We start from the raw sequence: 23,691 nt of genomic DNA on the forward strand, positions 1-23,691 counted from the left end.
GGCTGACTATACCACCGGGGGGATGACAGATGGGGCCCGTCTGCCAAAACGGACCAGCGGCGAGACAGGGATGGTCGCAGCTAGTGCTGCCAGCGCAGCTCTTCCAACGCGCGGCAATAAAAAGGGCCCCGCAGGGCCCTGATGATAGTGGATGGCTGACGCCCGCCTCGCCCGGATCAAGGCTGACGCGGCAACTGCTGATAGCCCATCTCGTACAGGGTGAAGGCATAGATGTCCGCACTCTGCTCGATAAGCTTGGCCACCGGCGTGCCCGCCCCGTGCCCGGCATTGGTCTCGATGCGGATGAGCTGGGGATGGGGGCCGGCATTGTCGGCTTGCAGGGTGGCGGCAAACTTGAAGGAGTGGGCTGGCACCACCCGATCGTCGTGATCCGCCGTGGTCACCAGGGTCGAAGGGTAGCTGACCCCGGCCCGGACGTTGTGCAGGGGCGAGTAGCCCTTCAGGTAGTCGAACATCGCCTCGCTGTCGGCGCTGGTGCCGTAGTCATAGGCCCAGCCCGCCCCGGCGGTGAAGGTGTGGTAGCGCAGCATGTCGAGCACCCCCACCGCCGGCAGGGCGACCCGCATCAGATCCGGCCGCTGGGTCATGACCGCCCCCACCAGCAGACCGCCGTTGGAGCCACCACGGATCGCCAGCCGATCGGTGCGGGTGTAGCCCTCGGCCTTGAGGTACTCGGCCGCCGCGATGAAATCGTCGAACACGTTCTGCTTGTTCTGCTGGGTGCCCGCCAGGTGCCAGGCCTGGCCATACTCGCCGCCCCCGCGCAGGTTGGCCACCGCATAGACGCCCCCCAGATCCAGCCAGTTGGCCACCGACACGCTGAAGCTCGGGGTCAGGCTCACGTCGAAACCGCCGTAGCCGTAGAGGATGGTCGGGTTGCTGCCATCAAGCTTGAGCCCCTTGCGGTAGCTGATGATGAGCGGCACCCGGGTGCCGTCCTTGCTCTGGTAGAAGCGCTGCTCGGAAACGTAATCCTCCGGTTTGAACGGCGCAGCCGAGGCGCGATAGAGGCTGATGGCGCCGCTCTTGGGCTCGAACCGGTAGAGAGTCGGCGGCTGGGCATAGTGCTCGAAGCCGAAGTAGAGGGCGGGGTCGTCGTGCTTGCCGTTGAAGCCACTGACGCTGCCAAGGCCGGGCAGCGCCACCTCGCGCACCCGCTTGCCTTCGTAGTCGAACTGCTCGACCCGGGCGGTGGCATCCACCATGTACTCGGCGAACAGATAGCCGCTGCCGCTGTGCACCGTCAGCACCTGCTGGCGCTCGGGGATGAGATCCCGCCAGCGGGCCGGGCCCGGGTTGGCGGCATCCACCGTCACCAGCCGGCCGTTGGGGGCGTCCCGGTTGGTCAGCAGATAAAGGGTGCTGCCCTTGTTGTCCACCAGGCTCACGTCCGCATCCAGATCCCCCTGCACCGTCAGCAGCGGCGCGTTCTCCTGGCTCAGATCCTTCACATAGAGGCGGTTGCCCGAGGTGGAGTTCGCCGCCGAGATAAGCAGGAAGCGGTCATCTTCGGTGACGGTCGCCCCCACGTAACGGTGGTGCTGGGCCGGGATGGCGCCGAACACCAGCCGGTCATCCTCCTGCGCCGTGCCGAGCCGGTGGAAATAGACCTTGTGCTGATCGGTCTTGGCCGACAGCTCGCTGCCATCCGGCTTGTCGTAGCTCGAGTAGAAGAAGCCCTCGTTGCCGAGCCAGCTGATACCGCTGAACTTCACGTCCTTGAGGGGCGCCTCCAGCGGCAGCTTGCTCTCTACGTCCATCAGGTGGATCTCGCGCCAGTCGCTGCCCGCCAGCGACAAGGAGTAGGCCAGGATGCGGCCATCGCGGGAGAAGCTCAGCTGATCCAGCGCCGTGGTGCCGTCGGGGCTGAGGGTATTGGGATCGAGGAACACCTCGGCCGGCTTGCCCTCCTGCTGGCGCCACAGCACGTTCTGGTTCTGCAGACCGTCGTTCTTGAAGAAGTAGTGGTAGCGCCCCTCGCGAAACGGTGCCCCCTCCTTGGCGTAGTTCCAGGAGGCGGCCAGCTTCTCTTTGATGGCGGCGCGATACGGGATCTGCGCCAGGTAACCCTGAGTCACCCGGTTCTGGGCCTTGACCCAGGCCTCGGTTTCGGGGCTGCGATCATCCTCCAGCCAGCGATAGGGGTCGGCCACGGCCTGGCCGAAGTAGTGATCCACCTGCTCACCCTGGCGGGTGACGGGGTAGTGAAGGCGCGTATTCCCTGACATGGCATCCTCTCTGGTTGGCTGGCCGCTGCACGCACAGAGCAGTGACAGGGCCAGCAGGCTGACAATGGCTCGCATCGAGGCAGCTCCCTGCGGTTTGAGTGAGCGGGCAGGTTAACAAAGCGCGCCGGATGGCCCAACCCCCCGACCGGTGACAGAGGGTGGACCGCCGACACGGGGGAGCCATATGAATTTTTTCGCTTAAGTTTGCCGCTTTATTTTGTTTGTTATCCGGCCCTTGGGTCACAGGATGGAATAAGACACCAGCCAACGTGAGCCATTCAGGATAAAGCATGCCGTACAGCTACTTATCACATCTGCGTTGCAGCAAGACCGGCGAGATAGTGGATGCCGATCAGCCCCAGCAGTTGAGCTCGGTCGGTGCCCCCTTGCTGGCCAGCTACGACCTCGAGGCCCTGAAACAGGCCTGGCACCCGGCCGCTCTGCTGGGCCGCCCCGCCAGCCTGTGGCGCTACCACGAGCTGCTGCCGGTGCGCGACCCCGCCCAGGTGATCACCCTGGGGGAAGGCTTCACCCCTCTGCTGCCCCTGCCCGCTTTCGGCAAGCAGATTGGCATTCCGGATCTCTGGATGAAGGATGAGAGCATCATCCCCACCGGTTCTTTCAAGGCCCGCGGCGCCGCGGTCGGCGTCTCCCGCGCCCGGGAGCTCGGCATCACCCACTTCGCCATGCCCACCAACGGCAACGCCGGGGCGGCCTGGGCGCTCTATGGCGCCCGCGCCGGGCTGCGCAGCACCATAGTCATGCCCCAGGCGGCCCCCGCCATCACAAGACTGGAGACCTCGCTGGCCGGTGCCCGCCTCTATCTGGTGGATGGCCTCATCAGCGACGCCGGTCGCCAGGTGGCCGAGGCGGTGGCCGAGCAGGGGCTGTTCGATGCCTCCACCCTCAAGGAGCCCTATCGCATCGAGGGCAAGAAGACCATGGGGCTGGAGATCGCCGAGCAGCTCGGCTGGACCCTGCCGGACGTCATCCTCTACCCCACCGGCGGCGGGGTCGGCCTCATCGGCATCTACAAGGCGCTGCGGGAGTTGCAGGAGCTGGGCTGGGCCAAAGGGCCGCTGCCGCGACTGGTGGCGGTGCAGGCGAGTGGCTGCGCCCCCATCGTCCAGGCGTGGCAGCAGGGGGAGCGCGAATCGCGCTTCTGGCCCGATTCCCAGACCCTCGCCTTTGGCATCAACGTGCCCAAGGCGCTGGGGGACTTTCTGGTGCTGGACGCCCTCTATCGCACCGAGGGGTGCGCCATCGCGGTGGACGATAGCGCCATCCAGCGCGAGATCCGCCAGCTCGCCGCGCGCGAAGGCAGCTTCGTCTGCCCGGAAGGGGCGGCCGCCTTCGCCGCTGCCCGCCAGCTGCGGGAAGCGGGCTGGATCCAGGGGGGCGAGCGGGTGGTGGTGCTCAACACCGGCGCCGGCATCAAGTACCCTGACGCCATCACGGTCGTGCCCCAGCGGCTGCGCCGTGACGGGAGGATCCCGGCATGAGCTTCGACTGGTCCTTTGTTCTCACCACCCTGCCGGCGTTCGGCCAATCGGTTTGGGTCACCTTGCAGCTCGGCGCCATCGTGATCCTCACCTCACTCGTCGTGGCGCTGCTCAACGTGACGCTGCTGAGCCTGCACAAGCCCTGGCTGAACGGGGTGATCCGTGCCTATGTGGAGCTGGCCCGCAACACGCCGCTCTTGATCCAGCTGTTCTTTCTCTACTTCGGGCTGCCGGCGCTCGGCATCTCGCTCTCTGGCTTTGCCACGGCGGTGATCGCCATGACCTTCCTCGGCGGCGGCTACCTGACCGAGGCGCTGCGGGCGGGCGTTCAGGCAATCCCCCCCAGCCAACTGGAGGCCGGGCGGGCCATCGGTCTCTCCCGCTGGCAGCTGCTGCGCCACGTGCAACTGCCCCAGGCCTGGCTTGCCAGCCTGCCGGCGCTGTTTGCCAACTTCATCTTTCTGCTCAAAGAGACCACGGTGGCCTCGGCGGTGGCGGTGCCCGAGCTCCTCTACACCACCAAGAACTACATCGCCCTCTACTACAAGACCTACGAGATGCTGGCGGTGCTGACCTTGATGTGCGTGCTGATCTTTCTGCCGCTCTCCCTTGCCCTGCGCGTCGTTGAAAGGAGGCTGCAACATGGTCAGTTCGGTCATTGAGCAACTGATGCAGACACCTATTGTCCAACTGCTGCCGTCACTCGCCACCCATGCAGAGGAAAGGAGGGATCAATATGGCCAGTTCGGTCACTGAATCGCTGATGCAGGCGAGGATCCCGATGTGGGGACTTATCTTCCTGCTGCCGCCGTCACTCGCCACCCATGCACCAGAAAGGAGGGATCACTATGGCCAGTCAGATCACTGAGCAGTTGGCGCAGGCGCTGCCGCTGCTGGCGGTGGGCGCGGGCCAGACCCTCGCCATCTCGCTGCTCGCCATCCTGTTCGCCACCCTGGGTGGGGTCGGTTATGGCGTGCTGGCCCAGCAGGGGGGAAGGCTGACTCGGGGAGTGTTGCGAGTCTATCTGGAGCTGTTTCGGGTGGTACCCGTGCTGGTGTGGCTCTACCTCTTCTTCTTCGGGCTGCCGATCTTCTTTGGCCTGGACATCCCGGCCTTCTGGTGCGCCGTGCTGGTGCTGGCCCTGTGGGGCGCCAGCGAGGTGGGCGAAGTGGTGCGCGGTGGCCTCAAATCCCTCGCCCGCGGCCAGCAGGAGGCCGGCCTGGCGCTCGGGCTCTCCCGCTGGCAGCTCTATCGCCACGTGCTGCTGCCCCAGGCGCTGCAACGGCTGACGCCGCCGACCATCAACATCTACACCCGCATCATCAAGACCAGCTCGCTGGCGGTGCTGATCGGGGTGGTGGAGGTGATCAAGGTGGGCCAGCAGATCATCGAGCGCACCTATGGCTCGCTGCTCATCTACGGTCTGCTGTTCCTGTTTTTCTTTCTGGTCTGCTATCCGCTCTCGCTCGCCTCGCGCCGGCTGGAGCAACAATGGGGTAATGCGGTATGACACCTCTGCTTGAGCTCAATGCTGTCAGCAAACAATTCGGCCAAAACCGGGTACTGGACGAGGTCAGCCTCACGGTGAACGCCGGGGAAGTGATCGTCATCCTGGGGCCGAGCGGCTGCGGCAAAAGCACCTTGCTGCGCACCCTCAACGGGCTCGAACCCATTCAGGGGGGCGATATTCGCTTCGACGGAGAGTTGCTGGATGCCAGCACCGACTGGCAGCGGCTGCGCCAGCGCATCGGCATGGTGTTCCAGAGCTATCACCTCTTCCCCAACCTGACGGTGCTGGAGAACGTGCTGCTCGGCCCCCTTCAGGTGCAAAAACGAGAGCGGGCCGAGGCCCTGCTGCAGGCGGAACAGCTGCTGACCCGCATCGGCCTGTGGGAGCGGCGCCACGACTATCCACGCCAGCTTTCCGGCGGCCAGCAGCAGCGCATCGCCATCGTGCGGGCCCTGTGCATGAACCCGCAGGTGATGCTGTTTGACGAGGTGACCGCAGCGCTGGATCCCGAGATGGTGCAGGAGGTGCTGGAGGTGATCCGGGATCTCGCCGGCAGCGGCATGACCCTGCTCATCGTCACCCACGAGCTGGCGTTCGCCCAGGCGGTGGCGGATCGCATCGTCTTCATGGACGGCGGCCACATCCTGGAGCAGGCCGCCCCCCATCAATTTTTCGACAATCCCAGGAGCCAGCGTGCCCGCCAGTTCCTCGCCAAGTTTTCTTATACAACTGTCAGCAAACGAAAGGAGTCAGCATGAAGATAATTACCTCGGTCCTGTTTAGCGCCCTCATCGGCCTGGGCCTCGCCAGCGGCGCCGCCCAGGCAGAAGACGGTTCCCTCGCCAAGATCAAGGCGCGGGACAAGCTCATCGTCGGCGTCTTCACCGACAAGCCGCCGTTTGGCTATGTGGACGAGAAGGGCAACTACGTCGGCTTTGACACCGATCTCGGCCGCCGCTTCGCCAAGGATCTGCTGGGGGACGAAAACAAGGTCGAGTTCGTGGCGGTGGAGCCCGCCAGCCGCATCCCCTTCCTGCAGAGCGACAAGGTGGATCTCATCCTCGCCAACATGACGGTGACCCCGGAGCGGCGGCAGGTGGTGGACTTCACCAACCCGAACCTCAAGGTCGCGGTGCAGGTGCTGGTGCCGGAAGGCAGCGACGCCAAGAAGCTCGACGATCTGGCCGGCAAGCGGCTTATCGTCACCACCGGCACCACGGCCGACATCTGGCTGACCCGCAACCACCCGGAGTGGAAGGTGCTCAAGTTCGAGAAGAACACCGAATCCCTGCAGGCGCTGGCCCAGGGCCGCGGCGATGCCTATGCCCAGGACAACCTGGTGTTGTTCAGCTGGGCCAAGGAGAACCCGGGCTATCGGGTGCTGCCCGAGAAGCTGGGCTCGGAAGACCCCATCGCCCCGGCGGTGAAGAAGGGCAATATCGAGCTGCGTGACTGGGTCAACGACCGTCTCGCCAAGCTGGGGGAAGAGAAGTACCTGCTCAAACTCTACGACCAGTATGTGCGCGACAAGCTTAGCGCCGATACCGATCCCAACGACGTGATAGTGGAAGGAGGCAAGTGGCAGGGTTGAGCCCTGCCCCCACAGCAGTGCTGAGTGTGAAGTGTGTGATCTTTGGTTCCGTTGGTCTGCAAACCGCAAGGTTTGACCTTTCCAGGCGCCCCCTCCAGGTGGCGCCTTTTTTTTGTTTGCAAGACCCCGGCAGGCGGGACACCCGCTCTGTGAGCCAGCTCCCCCTGCCCCGGGATGCCCTGTGCCATCCTCACTGAAACGGCAGCGGGAGGAGAAACCCATGTGGATAGAGGCCGAGCCCGTCTACGGCGCCCTGGTGTCCCTGGCCATCGGGCTCATCATTGGGCTGGAGCGGGGCTGGCAGGTGCGCCAGCTCGGAGACAACCAGCGCATCGCCGGGATGCGCACCTATGGCCTCATCGGTCTGCTCGGCGGGGTCTGCGCCCTGCTGCTGCCCACCCTGGGGCCCTGGCTGGCTCTGCTCGGTCTGCTGACCGTGGTGACGGGGTGCGGCCTCTCGGTCTGGCTGGCCCAGCGCTGGCAGGGGGAGTTCGGCCTCACCAGCTCGGTGGCCATGGTGCTCACCTACCTGCTGGGGCTGATGTCGGTGCTGCAGAGCCCGAGCGAGGCGGTGGCCTGCGCCGTGCTGGCGGCCCTCCTGATGGGGCTCAAGGGCAAGATCCAGCAGGGGATGCTGTTCTTGAGCGAACTGGAATTTCACGCCACCCTGCGCTTTCTGCTCATCTCCCTGGTGCTGCTGCCTGTGCTCCCCGATGCCGAGATGGGTCCCCTCAATGCCTTCAATCCCTTCAAGATCTGGCTCATGGTGGTGGTGATTGCCGGCATCTCGTTCTGTGGTCACTTTGCGGTGCGCCTGCTCGGCACCCGCTCCGGACTGGTGCTCACCAGCATGCTGGCGGGGCTCGCCTCCTCCACCGCCCTCACCCTGCAATTTGCCCGCCTCAACAAGGAGCAGGGAGGGCTGGAGCGGCTGCTGGCCACCGGCATCCTGCTGGCGGGGGCCACCATGTGGCTCAGGCTGCTGACACTGGTGCTGATCATCCACGGAGAGCTGGCGCTGCGTCTGGCCGCCCCCCTGCTGCTGCTGACAGCCATCGTCTACGGCTTTGCCTTCTGGTTCTGGCGCCAGCGGGAAGAGATGCCGGACGGCCCGGTACAGCCCGAAACCCGCAACCCGCTGGATCTCGCCACCGCCATCAAGTTCGGCCTGCTGCTCGCCCTCATCGGCTTCATGGCCACCCTGCTGCAAAGCAAGGTGGGCAACTCCGGGGTCTATCTGCTGTCGCTGGTCTCCGGCATCACGGACGTGGACGCCATCACCCTCTCCCTCTCCCAGCTCGCCCAGAAGGAGCTGGCCCTGGAGGTGGCGGCCAGGGGCATACTGCTCGCCGGGCTGGTCAACTCCCTGGTGAAAGGGGTGCTGGCACTGGTGATTGGCGGACGCAGCCTGGGGCGGCGGGTCTTGCTCCCCTACCTCGTCTCCATCCTGCTCATCCTGCCCCTTGTCCTGATGACGTGATGACGTGATGACGTGATGACGTGATGACAGGATGACAGGATGACGGGGATCACCTGACGGGCCCGGCACTCACTCTGACACCCTTTCCCCTTGTCGCGTATACTGCCCCCTCTTGCAGCAGGAGGAGATGACCATGGCAAGCGACTGGGACAAGGTACTGGCGGGGGGCGCCCTGGACAGCCAGAGCGAGGAGATAGCGAACGACCGCATTCGCGGCCAGGCGCTGCTGAGCCGGCTCAACGCCTCACCGGCGGGGGATCACGTCCTGCGCCAGCAGATCTGCCGCGACCTCTTCGCCCACTGTCCCGACTCCTGCTGGATCAGTACCCCCTTCACCTGCGAATTCGGCCGCAACATCCACATCGGCGAGAAGACCTTCTTCAACTTCAACGTCACCATACTCGACGTAGGCGAGGTGCATATCGGCAACCATGTGCTGCTGGCCCCCAACGTGCAGATCTACACCGCCACCCACACCATGGACTATCTGGAGCGACGCAACTGGACCGCCTACAACAAGCCGGTGCGGATCGGCGATGACTGCTGGATTGGCGGCGGGGCCATCATCTGCCCAGGCGTCACCATAGGGCCCCGCTCCATCATAGGGGCTGGCGCCGTGGTGACCCGGGACATCCCGGCGGACTCCCTGGCGGTGGGCAATCCGGCCCGGGTGATCCGCACGCTACACCCGGGCGAGACCCGGGATCCGGCGTGCCTGTCATGATGGCCCTTGCCCTGCTGCCTTTGGGTTGGGCAGGCTGGCTCGGGGTGCTGGATGCGAACTGGTGGCCGCTGGCCCTGATCCTGCTGATGAGCCTGCTGACCCTGGCTGCCTACGCCTGGGACAAGCGCCAGGCCATTCGTGGTGGCTGGCGCGTGCCCGAGGCCCGCCTGCACCTGCTTGAGCTGTGCGGCGGCTGGCCCGGCGCCCTGGTCGCCCGCCAGTGGCTGCGCCACAAGACCCAGAAAGGGAGCTACCGCCTGCGGTTCTGGGCCATCGTCTGGGGGCAGTTGCTGCTGCTCGGGATCTGGCTCGGCTGGCCGATCTGGCCGCTCTGAACAACCAGGCGGGCATTGCCGCCCAAGGTCGGGTATGAGACAACGACAGCGCGGGAGACAGATCCTCTCGTTCAAATCTTGAAAGGAGTCATTCATGACCATGTGGACAGGTATCGTCCTGATCGTCTTTATCAGCGTGTCGTTCAGCTATCTCACCAAACGCGCCCGCTACCAGATGGGGGATGCCCGCATTACCGACCGTCTCGGCAAGCAGGACATGATCATCAAGGAGTTGCAGGAGCGCATCGCCAATCTGGAGGCCATCGTCATCGAGGAGGAGAAGCGCCGCCCGTTCAAGGAGCTCTGATCCGGCAAGCCGGGCGGCAAACCGGCCAGCCCCCGGGCTGCAAGGGTTTGCCGCCGCCCCCGCTCGCCCCCGCCCGTCCTCCGCCTGGCAAAAACGAAATTCACAGCAGGATCAATCCCCTGCCATTTTTCGGTTGAATGTTCGCCAAGCTGGCCCGATCCCTGCTCCGTCATGACATCAGTCGTACGGAGAGTGACATCATGATCGCCATCGGCACCCTGCTTCCCCTCGCCTCCCTTGCCATCAAGCTCGGCAGCAAGCTGCTGGGCGACAGCACGCCGCCCGCCCAGACCGAGCCTGTCGTGCAGGAAGCGCACCTTGCCCCCACGGTGCAGAGCCTGTTCCAGCGCCTCGGCATCCAGGAGGCTGACAGCGAGCAGAACCGCCCCGCCATCAACCACTTCATGGGGGCGCTGATGCAGACCCTGGGTCAGGAATCCTCGGGCCAGCCCCTGCCCCAGGCCATCGATGCCGCCCGCACCCAGCTGGCCGACGGCACCCAGAGCACCCGCCTCGACGCGCTGCAAAGCGAGCTCGACACCCTCAAGAGCTCCCTTGGCAACAGCGACCTCAACCTCGATCAGTTGCTCTACGCCTTCAAACAGACCCTGCCCCAGGGCCCGGGGGAAGGTGTCGGCAAGCTGCTCAATGCCAGCGCGTGAGCGAGAGTGGAACCATGAAAAACGGCAACCTAGCGGTTGCCGTTTTTGTCGGGCCGAATCTCAAGGTGTCACGCTAGGACTGTGAAGGAGGCGGGTTCAGCATGGCGCCGGCCAGCGCGGTCTGCCCGCGCTCCTGCAGGGCATTGGCCGCTCCCAGGCGATCCGCCGCCTCTTTGTTCTGACCCAGCTTGAACTTGCCGACCAGCCGCTCAATCTCGATCTCTATGCCTACCACGGCCTGTACCATGGTCTCGAGATAGTCTCTCGGTGCATCAGCCATCTTCCAGGGAATGGACTCTCCCGCCTCGTGGGTACGGGTCAGGGTCGCGAGCAGGCGACGCACGAAGCGGGCATCGTCCCTCACCCGGATACGGCCATGGGCGTGCACCACGGCATAGTTCCAGGTGGGCACCTGCTTGTGATGCACCTGCTTGCCCGGATACCAGCTGGGGGAGATATAACCCTCGGCGGCGCGGAAGATCACCAGCACCTCGTCGCCCTCTTTCACCTCCTGCCAAAGCGGGTTGTTGCGGGCCACATGGGCCCGCAGCACCCCGTGGGCCCCCTGCGCCCCATCGAACTCGAACGGCAGGTGGTTGGCATCCAGCCCCCCTTCACCACAGGTGATCAGGGCCCCCAGGGGGTGCGCCTGCATCAGCTGGTGCAGCGCCTCGGGGTCGGTAACGGCGAAATGGGGTGGCAGGTACATGGGAACTCCTTGATCCGGTTGACGCGTCCATACGCATTGCAGCGGGATCATGCCCTGCCCGGCGCGGGCCGTCACCCTGAATGTGCCCCACTGAGCCAGTTCATTGCCGCAGGTGGCCGCAATGCCACATCATCATCCACAAGCGCGATATAACACCCTATGTTCACGATGCTAATATCACTTTCACAGCCCAAGTGAATGGAAAAACAACATAAATAACAAAGATAATTCCGCTTTACACCCCACCCCCCTTCGCCAGATAGCCGACACGGTAGATCTCGCCCCCGCCAGGCAAGGGCGATGAGAGGGACGGGAGAAAATCCGCCTCCAGCCATTCCCATCGGGTGAGATCCCAGCCGCTCACCATGGCCTCGCCGTGCAGGTCGGCCAGCTGGTCGTGGGAAGCGACCTTGGTGCGCCGCAGCCTGGCCATGCAAGCCCCGTCGAGGGAGGCCGGATCCGGCGCCCGCAGCAGATGCCAGGTCTCGATGCGGGGCCATCCGAAATGCCGGGTGAGCGCCGCGAATCCCTCGCTTGCCAGGAATCGGTGCATCGCCTCGGCGCTGTGCCACACATAGAAGGGGGCATAGCGGTTCTCCTGCCCCGGCAGGGCCCCATCGTCCTGACGGCTGTAGAGATAGGCCTTGAACAACAGACCGGGAAAGCCGTCCAGTCTGGCGCCATTGCTGGCGATCCGCTGCTCGATCAGCGCCATGTCGTAGTCTGCGGGCAGGGTGAATCGGTAGTGCATGGCGATCATGAGGCCACCTCCTGTCTGAACATCCGGCCCTGGCCGAAACTCCACGCCTCGGCATCGGTCTGCTGGATCACCACCATGAGGTTGTCGGGGTGGATCCCAAGCTCGGCCTCAAGGCGCTCGGCGAGACGTGCATAAAGCCGCTCCCTGGTCGCGGTGCTGCGCACCTTGCCCGCCAGGATCTGGAAGAGGATGAAACCCTGGTCCCGGCGGCCGGTCTGGTAGTGGGGGTCATAGATGAGCGCACTGGCAGGCAAGATCTCGAGGATCTGGAATTTATCCTTCGGCGGCACCTCGAACACCTCCACCAGGGTCTGGTGGTAGAGGGCGCTGAGTTGTTGCAGGTGTGCGTCGCTCATCCCCTCGCACAGGGTGATACGGGTCAGCGGCATGGGATCACCTCCTCGCGGGGGGGCAGATAGCCCACGGCCGTCACTGCGGCGGGCAAACCGGCGTAGAAGGCAAGATGGGTGAACAGCTCTTCCAGCTCATCCCGGGACAGGCCGTTTTGCCGGGCGAATGCAATATGCCAGGGCAGTTGTTGCACCCGGCCCAGTGACGCCAGGATGGCCAGGGTGATCAGGCTGCGCTCGCGGGCCGAGAGGGTGGGGCGCTGCCAGATATCGCCAAACAGCGTCTCTTCCGCCAGTCGGGCGAGTCGGGGGGCAAGCTGCGCCAGGGTGGCGCGATCGGGAACATCGGGTGTCATGGCAATCTCCTTGGTGGATGAAGCCACTCTCCCTCACTGCTACAATTTAAAAAATCGAAACATTTAAGACCAATCATCCCGATTAAAAGGATAGTTATGTCACCCCTTCCCCCCAGCCTGGATCTCGATGCCCTGCGCAGCTACGTGCTGGGACTGGAGTGCGGCAGCTTTGCGCTGGCGGCGCAGCGGCTGTGCCGCTCCACCTCGGCGGTCAGCGCCCAGTTGAAAAAACTCGAACAGCAGTGCGGCACCAATCTGGTCATGAAGCAGGGACGTCACTTGGTGCCGACGGCCAGCGGTGAGCGCCTGCTGGGCTACGCCAAGCGGCTGCTGTCGCTCAATGACGAAGCCGTGCTCGCCCTCAAAGGGGAACTGCTGCAAGGGGAGATCCGGCTCGGGGTGCAGGAGGACTTCGGCGAATCTTTGCTCCCCGCCGTGCTGGGGCCCCTCTGTCGTCAGCACCCGGCCCTGCGCATGACGACCCGCATCGATCGCAACGGGGCCCTGGTGCAGGGGATCAGGGAAGGCACCCTCGACATGGCTCTCGCCTGGCAGCCACAGGGAGAGCGGGAGGATCTTTCCCTCATCGAGGTGGTGCAACTGGCCTGGATTGCCCACCCCGAGTGGGACCTCGCCCCTTTGCTCGCGCGCGGGGAGCCCCTGCCCCTGGTGCTCTTCGATGCCCCCTGCCTGATGCGGGCGCGGGCCATCCGCGCCCTCGACGATGCCGGGATCCCCTGGCGGATCGCCTTCACCAGCCAGAGCCTGGGCGGGATCTGGGCCGCCGTGCAGGCCGGGCTAGGGATCACGGTGCGTTCCCCCATCGGCATGCCGGCCAGTCTCGCCACCCTCGGCGGCGTGCTGCCCTCACCGGGTACCCTGGGGGTGGTGCTGCTCGCTGCCAGCCATGAAACCGACGAGGCCAGATGCCAGTTGCAACGACTGCTCACGGACGCCGTGCATCAGGCCAGCGCCGGACGCAGAGGCTGAACAGCTTCTGGTCAACGCGCCCCACGGCGCCGAGGCGTGCCCATAAAAAACGGCAACCCTGGGGTTGCCGTTCTGCCTTCTTGTTCCCATGGCGCGCCGGTTGGCTTAACCCGCCCGCTTGCTCAGCCAGGCCTCGGCGGCGGTGAGAGCTGCCTCTATCTGCTCGCGAGCGACGCCTCCCTTGGCAACCCGCTTGGCCAGAGTCGCTTCCAGCTCCAGGTTCGGGTAGACATCCTCCCCCACCACGGGGCTGAAGCGCTGGAACTCGGGGAGGGAGAGCTCTTCCAGGGGCTTTTTCACCTGGATCGCATAGACCACGGTCTCGCCGACGATATGGTGCGCCTCACGGAACGGGATGCCCTTGGCCACCAGATAGTCCGCCAGCTCGGTGGCGTTGGCGTAACCGCCCTGGGCCGCCGCCTTGGTCCGCTCGCCATTGACCTTCAGATCGATCAGCACCAGCGCCGCCATGTCGAGGCAGTCGTGCCAGGTGTCGAGGGCGTCGAACAGCCCCTCTTTGTCTTCCTGCATGTCCTTGTTGTAGGCCAGCGGCAACGCCTTGAGGCTCATCAGCATGCCCATCTGGGCGCCGACCACCCGGCCGGTCTTGCCACGAATGAGCTCCAGCGCGTCCGGGTTCTTCTTTTGGGGCATCAGGGACGAGCCAGAGGTGACGGCGTCAGACAGCTCGACAAAGCCCGCCTCGCCGGTGTTGTAGAAAATGAGATCTTCGGCAAACCGCGACAGGTGCGCCATGGACAGCGACGCCACGTGCATCAGCTCCACCACGTGATCCCGATCGGAGACCGAATCCAGGCTGTTGCGGGTGGCGCCGCTAAAGCCCATGTCGAGCGCCAGCGCTTCGCGGTCGATGGCGTAGGCGGTACCCGCCAGCGCGCCGCAGCCGAGCGGGCTGGTGTCGAGGCGCTTGAGAGCATCCTGCAGACGGGAATGGTCCCGCTCCAGCATCTCCACATAGGCCAGGGCCCAGTGGGCGTAAGTGACCGGTTGGGCACGCTGCAGGTGGGTGTAACCGGGCAGCACCGCGGCCTGATTGGCACGGGCGGAGGTGACCAGCCCCTGTTGCAGGGCGGTGATGGAGCCGAGCAGCAGCTCACCCTGTGCCTTGCACCAGAGCTTGAGGTCGGTGGCGACCTGATCGTTGCGCGAGCGACCGGTGTGCAGCTTCTTGCCAAGGGCGCCGACGGCGTCGATGAGCTGGCTCTCGACCCAGGAGTGGATGTCTTCGGCATCCGAGCTCAGGATCTGCTGGGGATCCTGCTGCACGGAGGCGAGCAGCACTTCCATCGCCTGCTGCAACTGAGCCTGCTCACCCTCGGTCAACACGCCCACCTTGACCAGCGCTTTGGCCCAGGCCATGGAGCCCTGAATATCCTGCTCCGCCAGCCGGTAATCGAACCGCAGCGAATCGTTGAACTGCTTGAACCGGCTATCGGCTCCCTGACTGAAGCGTCCACCCCAAAGTGCCATACTGCTCTCCTTGAATGCGTTGTCGGCGGCGCCTTGCGCCGTCGAACTTGAAATCTTGCCCTGTTTTTCTGCGAGCCTGTTATCTCACAGAAGCGGCCAGGGCGCAGCCGCTCTTGTCACACCCGATGATGACGGCAAAGGGCCTCTCTGCCTGTAAAAGAGGGGGCCATGCCCCCTCGAATCAACGGGTGATAGCGCTTGCTTAGCCGTGGGTATGGTCGCCACCGATGGCTTGATGCTGCTCTTTCATGGCGCGGATCCGGCTCGCCAGGGTGTAGAGACGGATGAAGCCTTCGGCATGGCTCTGGTCGTACACTTCGTCGGCACCGAAGGTGGCGAAGTCTTCGGAGTAGAGGCTGTTCGGCGATTTCTTCTGCACCGCGGTGACCTGACCCTTGTACATCTTCAGCACCACTTCACCGTCGAGCTCCTCGGCGATGGCGTTGGCGGAGGCGACAATGGCCTTGCACAGCGGGGTGAACCAGCGACCGTCATACACCAGGTGGGAGAACTCGGCACCCAGCTTTTCCCGCCAGGCGCGGGTCGGTCTGTCCAGTACCAGCTCTTCCACGGCGCGCAGTGCGGCAACCATCACGGTACCACCCGGGGTCTCGTAGCAGCCACGGGACTTCATGCCCACCATCCGGTTCTCGGTGATGTCGATCCGGCCCACGCCGTGCTTGCCGGCACGCTCGTTCAGGGTGGTCAGGATCTGGTGCGGGCTGAGCGGCTGGTCGTCTACGGCGACCACTTCGCCCTTGGCCACGGTCAGCTTGACGTATTCCGGCTCGTTCGGGGCATCCTCTGCAGAGACGGTCCACTGCCAGACCGCTTCGGACGGCTCGTTCCAGGTGCTCTCCAGCTCGCCACCCTCGGTGGAGATGTGCCAGGCGTTGGCGTCACGGCTATAGATCTTCTTCAGGGTCGCCTTGCAGGGGATGTTGCGGGCTTCCAGATAGGCCAGCAGATCTTCCCGGGAGCGCATGTCCCACAACCGCCACGGGGCGATCACTTTCAGCTGGGGCGCCAGAGCAGCCACCGCCCCTTCGAACCGCACCTGATCGTTGCCCTTGCCGGTGCAACCGTGGGAGATGGCATCAGCCCCTTCCGCCAGGGCAGCCTCGACCATCGCCTTGGCGATCACCGGACGGGCCATGGAGGTACCCAGCAGGTAGGTGCCTTCATAGATGGCGCCGGTCTTCAGGGTCGGGTAGACATACTCTTTGACGAACTCTTCCCGCAGATCCTTGACGATGCACTTGACCGCGCCGGAGGCGATGGCCTTCTGCTCGATCCCTTCCAGATCGTCACGCTCCTGGCCCACGTCGGCGACGAAGGCGATGATTTCAGCGTCATAGTGCTCCTTCAGCCAGGGAATGATGGCCGAGGTATCCAGTCCGCCCGAGTAAGCCAGTACGATCTTGTTGATTCCGCTCATTTACTTCTCTCCGTGATGATTCGATAAAAAGGGGTGATTCCGGGTCGGTTGCCGGATTACTTCTGGCCCTGTCCGAACAGGGTCAGCAGCACGGCGTTCTGGATATGCATCCGGTTTTCTGCCTCATCCATGATGAGGGAGGCTGGGCCGTCCATGACCTCCGAGGTGATCTCCAGCTCCCGGTGGGCCGGCTGGCAGTGCAGCACGTGCTGGATGCCGGTCCGATCGAGCAGGGCCTGGTTGATCTGATAAGGCATGAAGATATCTTTTACCTGCTCCATTGGTGTGTTGTCACCCATGGAAACCCAGGTATCGGTATAAACCACGTCAAAGCCTTCGATATCCGCGACATCATCGCTGATATGTATGGTCGCGCCAGATTGAGCTGCCAGCGCCTGGGCCTGCAGGAAGATCTGGGTATCCGGGCCATGGCCTTTCGGGCAGACCAGGGTCACGTCGGTGCCGAGGGTCGCCCCCAGCAGCAGCAGGGAGTGGCTCACGTTGTTGCCATCGCCGAGATAGGCCAGCTTAACCTTGGACAGATCGCTGTAGTGCTCGCTGATGGTCATGAAATCCGCCAGCCCCTGGCAGGGGTGGTAGAGGTTGCACAGGCTGTTGACCACAGGCACCGAGCCGAACTCGGCCAGCTCGACCAGGGTCTGGTGATCGAACACCCGGGCGACGATGGTGTCACACCAGCGGGACAGATTGCTGGCGAAATCCTTCACCGACTCCCGCTTGCCGAGCGCCCCGTTCTGCTGATCCAGATAGACGCTGTGACCGCCCAGTTTGGCGATGCCGATGTCGAAGGTGACCCGGGTACGCAGGGAGGGCTTCTCGAACAGGGTGACCACGCTCTTGCCCGCCAGGGCCTGGCTGTATTTCTTCGGATCGGCCTTGACCGCCTTGCCAAGCGCCAGCAGCGCCTCGATCTGGGCCTTGCTTAAATCACTGTCTTTCAGAAGATGTTGCATCGGATTGTCCTTTTCCCGGTGGAGATCAGAGGGTGACCCCAGTGCCAACGGCACTCGTGACGATTGTGCCGACCGCGCCGCCAGCCAGCAGCTTGAGCAGCTGATCCGGGTAGCGCCAGCTGGCGACACAGACCGGCTTGCCCAGGGTTTCGGCGGCGTGCAGGGCGGCTTTCACCTTGACGGCCATGCCGTCCGTGATAACGCCCTTCTCCATCAGGTCCAGCGCGCTCTGCTTGTCCAGTTGCGGCACCAGCTTGCCCTTGCCATCCAGAATGCCGCTCACATCCGACAGCATCACCAGATCGGCGCCCAGCGCTTCGGCGATGGCGGTGGCCGCCTGATCCGCATTGACGTTCATCATCTGTCCGTCGGCGGTAATGCCGATGGAGCTCACCACCGGCAGGAAGCCCTGCCCCAGGATGCCGGCCACCAGCGCCGGGTTGCCGGGTTTGCAGTCACCGACCGCACCGAGATCCGGATCGAGCTGGGTCACCTGGCACAGACCGCCGTCGGCGAGGCACAGACCCACAGCAGGAATGCCGGTGGAGATGGCCTTGGCCATCATCATCTTGTTGGCGGTCCCGGCCAGGGCACCGGCAATCACGGGGATCTGCTCGAACGGGGTCACCCGCAGGCCATTCTTCTTGGTGGAGGTCATGCCCAGCCCCTTGAGCAGGTCGTCCACCAGGCAGCCGCCACCGTGCACCAGCACCAGAGGACGGTGCTGATCATCCAGGAAGGTCTTCAGGGTGGCGAACAGGGCGGTCAGGGCCTCGTCGTTCTCGATCAGGGCACCACCCAACTTGATTACCAGCGTCTGCTTGTCCATCTTCTCGATCCTTTCTTAAAGCGTTAAATCAGGCCGGTGGCCGGTTCAAAACCAAACTTGATATTTATGCACTGCATGGCTTGCGAGGCGGCCCCCTTGAGCAGGTTGTCGATGGCAGAAACCACCACCAGCATGTTGCCCTGCTGCTGCCAGGCGATGTCGCAGTAGGGCGTGCTCGCCACGCCGCGGATGGAGGGCATCTGGCCGGTGAGGCGTACCAGGGGCTTGCCTTCGTAGGCCTTGAGGTAGGCCTGATCCACCTGGGTCGGCGTCACCCCTTCCGCCAGTTGCACATAGATGGTGGCCAGGATGCCCCGCACATAGTTGCCGAGGTGGGGCTGGAACAGCACCTCCTTGCCGAGGTGGTGGCTGATCTCCGGCTGGTGCCTGTGATTGAAGGTGCCGTAGGGATTGAGGCTCACTTCACAGAAACTGGTGTTGATGGCGGCCTTGCGACCGGCCCCGGAGACGCCGGAAACCGCATTGATGATGGGCTGCCATCCCTGGGCAATCAGCCCGGCCTGTTGCAGCGGCTTGAGGGCGCACAGGGAGGCGGTCGGGTAGCATCCCGGCACGGCAATCAGCTGGGCGGCCTTGACGGAATCGGCATTCCACTCGGCCAGACCGTAGGCGGCCTGCTCCAGCCACTGCTCATTCTCGTGGGTGAAGCCGTAGAAGGAAGAGTAGAACTGCTGATCGTTGACCCGGAAGGCACCGGAGAGGTCGAACACCGGCAACCCCTTGGCCAGGAACTTGGGCGCGAGTTCCGCACTCACCTCGTGGGCGGTGGCCAGCACCACCAGATCGGCCTGGGTCAGGATCCGGGTCATGCCGTCTTCGTCCAGGGGCAGCAGCGGCTGATCCAGCTTGCCCACCCACTGGGGATGCAGGGAAGAGAAACGTTTGTGGGCGTCCTGGCTGCCGGCGGAAACATAGAGGCCGAACAGCTCGAGTTGTGGATGGTTCTGGACCAGAGCGGCCAGTTCGGCCCCCGCGTAGCCACTGGCACCGACGATAACGGTCTTAAGCATGTTTGAGTATTCCAAGTCTGGGTTCGAAATTCACAGCATGGTGCTGCGGTGCAAAGGGTCGGCTATCGCCCCTTTGATGCAACGAGTGCGGAGGGGCAATTCAGGCGGATATGCGTCGTCGGTTACAGATCAGGTGACAGAACATTAACTTTCCCTTACAACTAGAGGCCTTGTCGATGAGCACTCGAACAGAATATTCATGCACTCACTTTGCATTTGTATTTTCTAACAGAAACACTCCGGGGACGCAAGGAGGAGCTGATGGCCAAACTGGATTTTTTTTCACTTTATAAGAATATTATTGCGATTCCCTCTATCAGCAGCACGGATACTCGCTGGGATCAGAGCAACGAGGCGGTGATCCGGCTGCTGGCCGACTGGTTCGGCCAGCTTGGATTCCAGTGCGAGGTGACGGCCCTGCCGGATCTGCCGGGCAAGTTCAACCTGGTGGCGACCTATGGTCAGGGAGAAGGGGGGCTGCTGCTGGCGGGCCACACGGATACGGTTCCCTTCGATGAAGGAGCCTGGACCAAAGACCCCTTCAAGGTGACCGAAGAGGGCAACCGCCTGTACGGGCTCGGCACCATCGACATGAAGGGCTTCTTCGCCTTTATCGTGGAAGCGCTCAAGGAAGTCGACCTCAAGACCCTGAGCAAGCCGCTGCGCATCCTGGCCACCGCCGATGAAGAGACCACCATGGCCGGGGCCCGCGCCATCGCCGCCGCAGCCGAACTCAAACCCGACTACGCGGTGATCGGCGAACCCACCGGGCTGGTGCCCGTGGTGGCCCACAAGGGCCACATGTCGGAAGCCATTCGCATCACAGGCCGAAGCGGCCACAGTTCGGATCCCGCCAACGGCGTCAACGCCATGGAGATCATGCACAAGGCCATGGGTCAGGTGCTCAGGCTCCAGCAGGATCTGAAGGAGAAGTACGCGGATCACCGTTTCGCCGTGCCCCAGCCCACCCTGAACCTCGGCTACATCCAGGGGGGCGACAGCCCGAACCGCATCTGCGGCTGCTGCGAGCTGCACATCGACATGCGTCCCACCCCGCAGGTGGGTCCCGACGAGCTGATGGGCATGCTGAAAGAGGCGCTCTCCCCCATCGAGATCCACCAGTCCGGCTGCCTGCACCTGCAGCACCTGCACGAACCCATTCCGGCCTATGCCTGCCAGGATGACTCCGAGCTGGTGCGGGAGGCGGAAAAGGCGAGCGGCCGGGCCGCCGAGTCCGTGAACTATTGCACCGAAGCCCCCTTTATCCAGCAGCTGGGTTGCGAGACCATAGTGATGGGCCCAGGCCATATCACCCAGGCCCACCAGCCCGATGAATACCTGGATCTGTCGTTCGTCAAACCGACCACGGCGGTGCTGCAGCACCTGATCCGGCGCTTCTGCGTCTAGCCAAACAGGGATGTAAGTAAGTTACATGACAGGCGCCTTGGGACAGGTGAGGGAAATACATGTTCTGAATCGGCTTGTTATTTGACCTTGCGCAGACAATCTGGGTAGATTGTCCCCCTAAGATGACGGAGCATATGTTGTAATCGCACAACAATAAGTGAGGTCGCCTCCCGCCTGGAAGGTCAGGAGGCACCAACAAAATAAGGATGTGGAATGAACGAAAAGTACGCCGCACTACGGGCCAACGTAGGCATGTTGGGCCAACTGCTGGGTAAATCCATCAAGGATCATCAGGGGCAGGCCTTCCTCGACAAGATTGAGACCATTCGCCAACTGGCCAAGTCTTCCCGCAAGGGGAACGAGGCTGACAGAGAGCGCCTGCTCGACACCCTGCGTACCCTCTCCGATGACGAACTGCTGCCCGTGGCCCGTGCCTTCAGCCAGTTCCTCAACCTGGCGAACGTGGCGGAGCAGTTCCACACCATCTCCCGTCGCTGCGAAGAGCAGGTCTGCACCCCGGACCCGCTGGAGCAGATGTTCGACAAGCTGAAAGCCTCCAACCTGTCCCAGGAGGCCATCATCCAGGCCGTGCGCGAGCTGGACATCGATCTGGTGCTGACCGCTCACCCCACCGAGGTGACCCGTCGTACCCTGATCCACAAGCACGTGCAGCTCAACGACTGCCTCGAGGCCCTGGAACTCTCCGATCTGCTGCCCCGCGAGCGGGACAAGATCCAGAGTCGCATCGAGCAACTGGTCAACCAGGCCTGGCACACCAACGAGATCCGCGAACAGCGCCCGACCCCGGTGGACGAAGCCAAGTGGGGCTTCGCCGTGGTGGAAAACAGCCTGTGGCCGGCCATCCCCGAATTCATGCGCAATCTGGACGAGCGCCTGCAACACCATCTGGGTGTGCGGCTGCCGCTGGATGCCGCGCCGGTCAAGTTCACCTCCTGGATGGGCGGTGACCGCGACGGCAACCCCTTCGTCACCGCCAAGGTGACCGCCGAAGTGCTGGAGCTGGGCCGCTGGATGGCGGTGAGCCTGTTCTACAAGGACATCAAGGAGCTCACCTCCGAGCTCTCCATGGCCGATTGCACTGACGCCGTGCGTGCCCGGGTCGGTGATAACCCGGAACCCTATCGCGCCCTGGTACGCGAGCTGCGCGAGCAACTGCGCGAGACCCAGGAGTACCTGACCGCCAAGGTACAGGGCCAGGCGAGCGAGAGCCGGGATCTGGTCAAGAGCACCGCCCAGCTGCGCGAGCCCCTGGAGCTCTGCTACCACTCCCTGCACGCCTGCGGCATGGGCAACATCGCCGACGGCATGCTGCTGGACGTGCTGCGCAAGCTGGCCTGCTTCGGCATCCACCTGGTCAAGCTGGACATCCGTCAGGATGGCGAGCGTCACGGCCAGGTCTTCTCCGAGCTGACCCGCTACCTGGGTGTGGGCGACTACGCCGAGTGGAGCGAAGAGGACAAGCAGGCCTTCCTGCTGCGCGAGCTGAACTCCCGCCGCCCCCTCATCCCGAGCGACTGGGATCCCAGTGCCGAGACCCGCGAGACCATCGACACCTGTCGCGTCATCGCCCAGCACGACCCCGATGCGTTCGGCATCTACATCATCTCCATGGCCGGTGCCCCGTCCGATGTCTTGGCGGTCCAGCTGTTGCTGAAGGAAGCTGGCTGCAAGTTCCGCATGCCGGTTGCCCCGCTGTTCGAGACCCAGGAAGACCTGATGGCGGGCACCGCCGTGATGGAACGCCTGCTGTCGGTGGACTGGTATCGCGGTTACATCCAGGGCCGTCAGTACGTGATGATCGGCTACTCCGACTCCGCCAAGGATGCGGGCATGATGGCCGCTGGCTGGGCCCAGTACGCCGCCATGGAATCCCTGGTGGCGCTGGCTGAAGCCAACAACATCCGCCTCACCCTGTTCCATGGCCGCGGCGGTACCGTCGGCCGTGGCGGCGCCCCCGCCCATCAGGCGATCCTGTCGCAACCCCCGGGATCCCTGCGCGGCGGCCTGCGGGTCACCGAACAGGGGGAGATGATCCGCTTCAAGTTCGGCCTGCCGAAGGTGGCCATCCAGAGCCTGAACCTCTACACCAGCGCCGTGCTGGAGGGGAACCTGCTGCCGCCGCCCAAGCCGAAAGAGAGCTGGCGCGCCGTGATGGAGCAGCTGGCGTCTGTCTCCTGCGATCACTACCGCAGTATCGTGCGCGGTCACCCGGACTTCGTGCCTTACTTCCGTGCTGCCACCCCGGAGATGGAGCTCGGCAAGCTGCCGCTCGGTTCCCGCCCCGCCAAGCGCAAGCCCAACGGCGGTGTCGAGAGCCTGCGCGCCATCCCCTGGATCTTCGCCTGGACCCAGAACCGGCTGATGCTGCCGGCCTGGCTCGGCGCCCACAAGGGATTGCAACAGGCCATCGACGACGGCCAGAAGAGCGTGCTGGACGAGATGAGTCGCCAGTGGCCCTTCTTCCGCACCCGTCTCGAAATGCTGGAGATGGTGTTCCTCAAGGCCGACCTCTGGCTGGCGGAATACTATGACACCCGCCTGGTGCCGGAGAACCTGTGGGCACTCGGCAAGCAGCTGCGTCAGGAGCTTGCCGACTCCATCGAGGTAGTGCTGAAACTGCGCCCGCAGGGCGACCTGCTGGACGATCAGCCCTGGATCAAGGAGTCCATCAAGCTGCGCAACCCCTACACAGACCCGCTCAACGTGCTGCAGGCCGAGCTGCTCAATCGCTCCCGCAACCACCCGGAGACCCTGCACCCCGAGCTGGATCAGGCGCTGATGGTCACCATCGCCGGCATCGCCGCCGGCATGCGCAACACCGGCTGATCCCGGACCGTTGCAAACAAGGGCGCCCCGGCGCCCTTTTTCGTCTCTGCCGGGCACGGGGATCCCGATATTGCCGCCAGCACAGCCCCCTCTAAGGGAAAAAAACATCCACAACAATCAGGGCGCCATGATGGCGCCCTGTTTTATT

23 protein-coding genes are annotated in these 23,691 nt (G+C 64.0%); 13 read left to right on the forward strand and 10 right to left on the reverse strand.

The window, feature by feature from the left end; genetic code table 11:
- Positions 1-176: 176 nt before the first annotated feature.
- Positions 177-2,324, reverse strand: a complete 2,148-nt coding sequence (locus H7R73_RS19345; protein WP_182951370.1) for a prolyl oligopeptidase family serine peptidase — start codon at positions 2,322-2,324, stop codon at positions 177-179.
- A 215-nt stretch (positions 2,325-2,539) separates the two neighbouring features.
- Here H7R73_RS19345 and H7R73_RS19350 point away from each other — a divergent pair, with 215 nt between their 5' ends.
- The 10 genes from H7R73_RS19350 (at position 2,540) to H7R73_RS19395 (ending at position 10,361) form a co-directional block, all read left to right on the forward strand.
- Positions 2,540-3,751, forward strand: a complete 1,212-nt coding sequence (locus tag H7R73_RS19350; protein ID WP_103259537.1) for a threonine synthase — start codon at positions 2,540-2,542, stop codon at positions 3,749-3,751.
- Positions 3,748-4,413, forward strand: a complete 666-nt coding sequence (locus H7R73_RS19355; protein WP_103259536.1) for an amino acid ABC transporter permease — start codon at positions 3,748-3,750, stop codon at positions 4,411-4,413. The genes H7R73_RS19350 and H7R73_RS19355 overlap by 4 nt, the downstream gene beginning before the upstream one ends.
- Before the next feature lie 186 nt (positions 4,414-4,599).
- The gene (locus tag H7R73_RS19360) at positions 4,600-5,262 is read left to right on the forward strand and encodes an amino acid ABC transporter permease (protein ID WP_103259535.1); all 663 of its coding nucleotides are present in this window, start codon (positions 4,600-4,602) and stop codon (positions 5,260-5,262) included.
- Positions 5,259-6,020: an amino acid ABC transporter ATP-binding protein gene (locus tag H7R73_RS19365; RefSeq protein ID WP_103259534.1), complete on the forward strand. Its 762-nt coding sequence runs from the start codon at positions 5,259-5,261 to the stop codon at positions 6,018-6,020. The genes H7R73_RS19360 and H7R73_RS19365 overlap by 4 nt, the downstream gene beginning before the upstream one ends.
- The gene (locus H7R73_RS19370; protein WP_128272725.1) at positions 6,017-6,853 is read left to right on the forward strand and encodes a transporter substrate-binding domain-containing protein; all 837 of its coding nucleotides are present in this window, start codon (positions 6,017-6,019) and stop codon (positions 6,851-6,853) included. The genes H7R73_RS19365 and H7R73_RS19370 overlap by 4 nt, the downstream gene beginning before the upstream one ends.
- 220 nt (positions 6,854-7,073) lie before the next feature.
- Positions 7,074-8,333, forward strand: a complete 1,260-nt coding sequence (locus tag H7R73_RS19375; RefSeq protein WP_103259533.1) for an MgtC/SapB family protein — start codon at positions 7,074-7,076, stop codon at positions 8,331-8,333.
- 133 nt (positions 8,334-8,466) lie between these two features.
- Positions 8,467-9,057, forward strand: a complete 591-nt coding sequence (locus tag H7R73_RS19380; RefSeq protein ID WP_041211855.1) for a sugar O-acetyltransferase — start codon at positions 8,467-8,469, stop codon at positions 9,055-9,057.
- Positions 9,054-9,392 (forward strand): DUF1294 domain-containing protein, encoded by a 339-nt coding sequence (locus H7R73_RS19385; protein ID WP_103259532.1) that lies wholly within the window; start codon positions 9,054-9,056, stop codon positions 9,390-9,392. Before H7R73_RS19380 ends, H7R73_RS19385 begins: the two co-directional genes overlap by 4 nt.
- 94 nt (positions 9,393-9,486) lie before the next feature.
- Positions 9,487-9,699: a hypothetical protein gene (locus H7R73_RS19390; protein ID WP_041211694.1), complete on the forward strand. Its 213-nt coding sequence runs from the start codon at positions 9,487-9,489 to the stop codon at positions 9,697-9,699.
- A 200-nt stretch (positions 9,700-9,899) separates the two neighbouring features.
- On the forward strand, positions 9,900-10,361 hold the full coding sequence (locus H7R73_RS19395; RefSeq protein ID WP_103261083.1) for a hypothetical protein: 462 nt from the start codon (positions 9,900-9,902) through the stop codon (positions 10,359-10,361).
- Between the two features lie 73 nt (positions 10,362-10,434).
- Here the strand turns inward: H7R73_RS19395 and H7R73_RS19400 are convergent, their stop codons facing one another.
- The 4 genes from H7R73_RS19400 to H7R73_RS19415 all read right to left on the reverse strand — a co-directional run bounded on the left by H7R73_RS19400 (position 10,435) and on the right by H7R73_RS19415 (position 12,536).
- Complete coding sequence (locus H7R73_RS19400; RefSeq protein ID WP_103259531.1) at positions 10,435-11,070, reverse strand: FMN-binding negative transcriptional regulator; 636 nt, start codon at positions 11,068-11,070, stop codon at positions 10,435-10,437.
- Between the two features lie 235 nt (positions 11,071-11,305).
- On the reverse strand, positions 11,306-11,830 hold the full coding sequence (locus H7R73_RS19405) for a DUF4865 family protein (RefSeq protein ID WP_041213928.1): 525 nt from the start codon (positions 11,828-11,830) through the stop codon (positions 11,306-11,308).
- Positions 11,827-12,219: a tautomerase family protein gene (locus H7R73_RS19410; RefSeq protein ID WP_010675683.1), complete on the reverse strand. Its 393-nt coding sequence runs from the start codon at positions 12,217-12,219 to the stop codon at positions 11,827-11,829. The genes H7R73_RS19405 and H7R73_RS19410 overlap by 4 nt, the downstream gene beginning before the upstream one ends.
- The gene (locus H7R73_RS19415) at positions 12,210-12,536 is read right to left on the reverse strand and encodes a carboxymuconolactone decarboxylase family protein (RefSeq protein WP_103259530.1); all 327 of its coding nucleotides are present in this window, start codon (positions 12,534-12,536) and stop codon (positions 12,210-12,212) included. Before H7R73_RS19415 ends, H7R73_RS19410 begins: the two co-directional genes overlap by 10 nt.
- 96 nt (positions 12,537-12,632) lie before the next feature.
- Between H7R73_RS19415 and H7R73_RS19420 the strand changes: the two genes are divergently transcribed.
- On the forward strand, positions 12,633-13,526 hold the full coding sequence (locus H7R73_RS19420; RefSeq protein ID WP_103259529.1) for a LysR substrate-binding domain-containing protein: 894 nt from the start codon (positions 12,633-12,635) through the stop codon (positions 13,524-13,526).
- A 105-nt stretch (positions 13,527-13,631) separates the two neighbouring features.
- Here H7R73_RS19420 and argH read toward each other — a convergent pair whose 3' ends face one another.
- From argH to argC, 5 genes are all read right to left on the reverse strand, one after another.
- On the reverse strand, positions 13,632-15,017 hold the full coding sequence (argH, locus tag H7R73_RS19425) for an argininosuccinate lyase (protein ID WP_103259528.1): 1,386 nt from the start codon (positions 15,015-15,017) through the stop codon (positions 13,632-13,634).
- 202 nt (positions 15,018-15,219) lie between these two features.
- Positions 15,220-16,455 (reverse strand): argininosuccinate synthase, encoded by a 1,236-nt coding sequence (locus H7R73_RS19430; protein ID WP_103259527.1) that lies wholly within the window; start codon positions 16,453-16,455, stop codon positions 15,220-15,222.
- 56 nt (positions 16,456-16,511) lie between these two features.
- Entirely contained in the window at positions 16,512-17,429 is a 918-nt protein-coding gene (locus H7R73_RS19435) for an ornithine carbamoyltransferase (protein ID WP_182951371.1), read from the reverse strand.
- A 25-nt stretch (positions 17,430-17,454) separates the two neighbouring features.
- Entirely contained in the window at positions 17,455-18,258 is an 804-nt protein-coding gene (gene argB, locus H7R73_RS19440) for an acetylglutamate kinase (protein WP_103259525.1), read from the reverse strand.
- 23 nt (positions 18,259-18,281) lie between these two features.
- Positions 18,282-19,289: an N-acetyl-gamma-glutamyl-phosphate reductase gene (argC, locus tag H7R73_RS19445; RefSeq protein WP_103259524.1), complete on the reverse strand. Its 1,008-nt coding sequence runs from the start codon at positions 19,287-19,289 to the stop codon at positions 18,282-18,284.
- 261 nt (positions 19,290-19,550) lie between these two features.
- Between argC and argE the strand changes: the two genes are divergently transcribed.
- Together argE and ppc are read left to right on the forward strand one after the other, a co-directional pair.
- Positions 19,551-20,696, forward strand: coding sequence for an acetylornithine deacetylase (gene argE / locus H7R73_RS19450; protein WP_182951372.1), 1,146 nt, complete (start codon positions 19,551-19,553; stop codon positions 20,694-20,696).
- A 213-nt stretch (positions 20,697-20,909) separates the two neighbouring features.
- A complete protein-coding gene (ppc, locus tag H7R73_RS19455; protein ID WP_010675692.1) occupies positions 20,910-23,543 on the forward strand; it encodes a phosphoenolpyruvate carboxylase in 2,634 nt (877 codons plus the stop codon).
- Positions 23,544-23,691 lie beyond the last annotated feature (148 nt).

The sequence above is a fragment of the Aeromonas sp. WP2-W18-CRE-05 genome, assembly GCF_014168615.1.
Taxonomy (GTDB): Bacteria; Pseudomonadota; Gammaproteobacteria; order Enterobacterales; family Aeromonadaceae; genus Aeromonas; species Aeromonas caviae.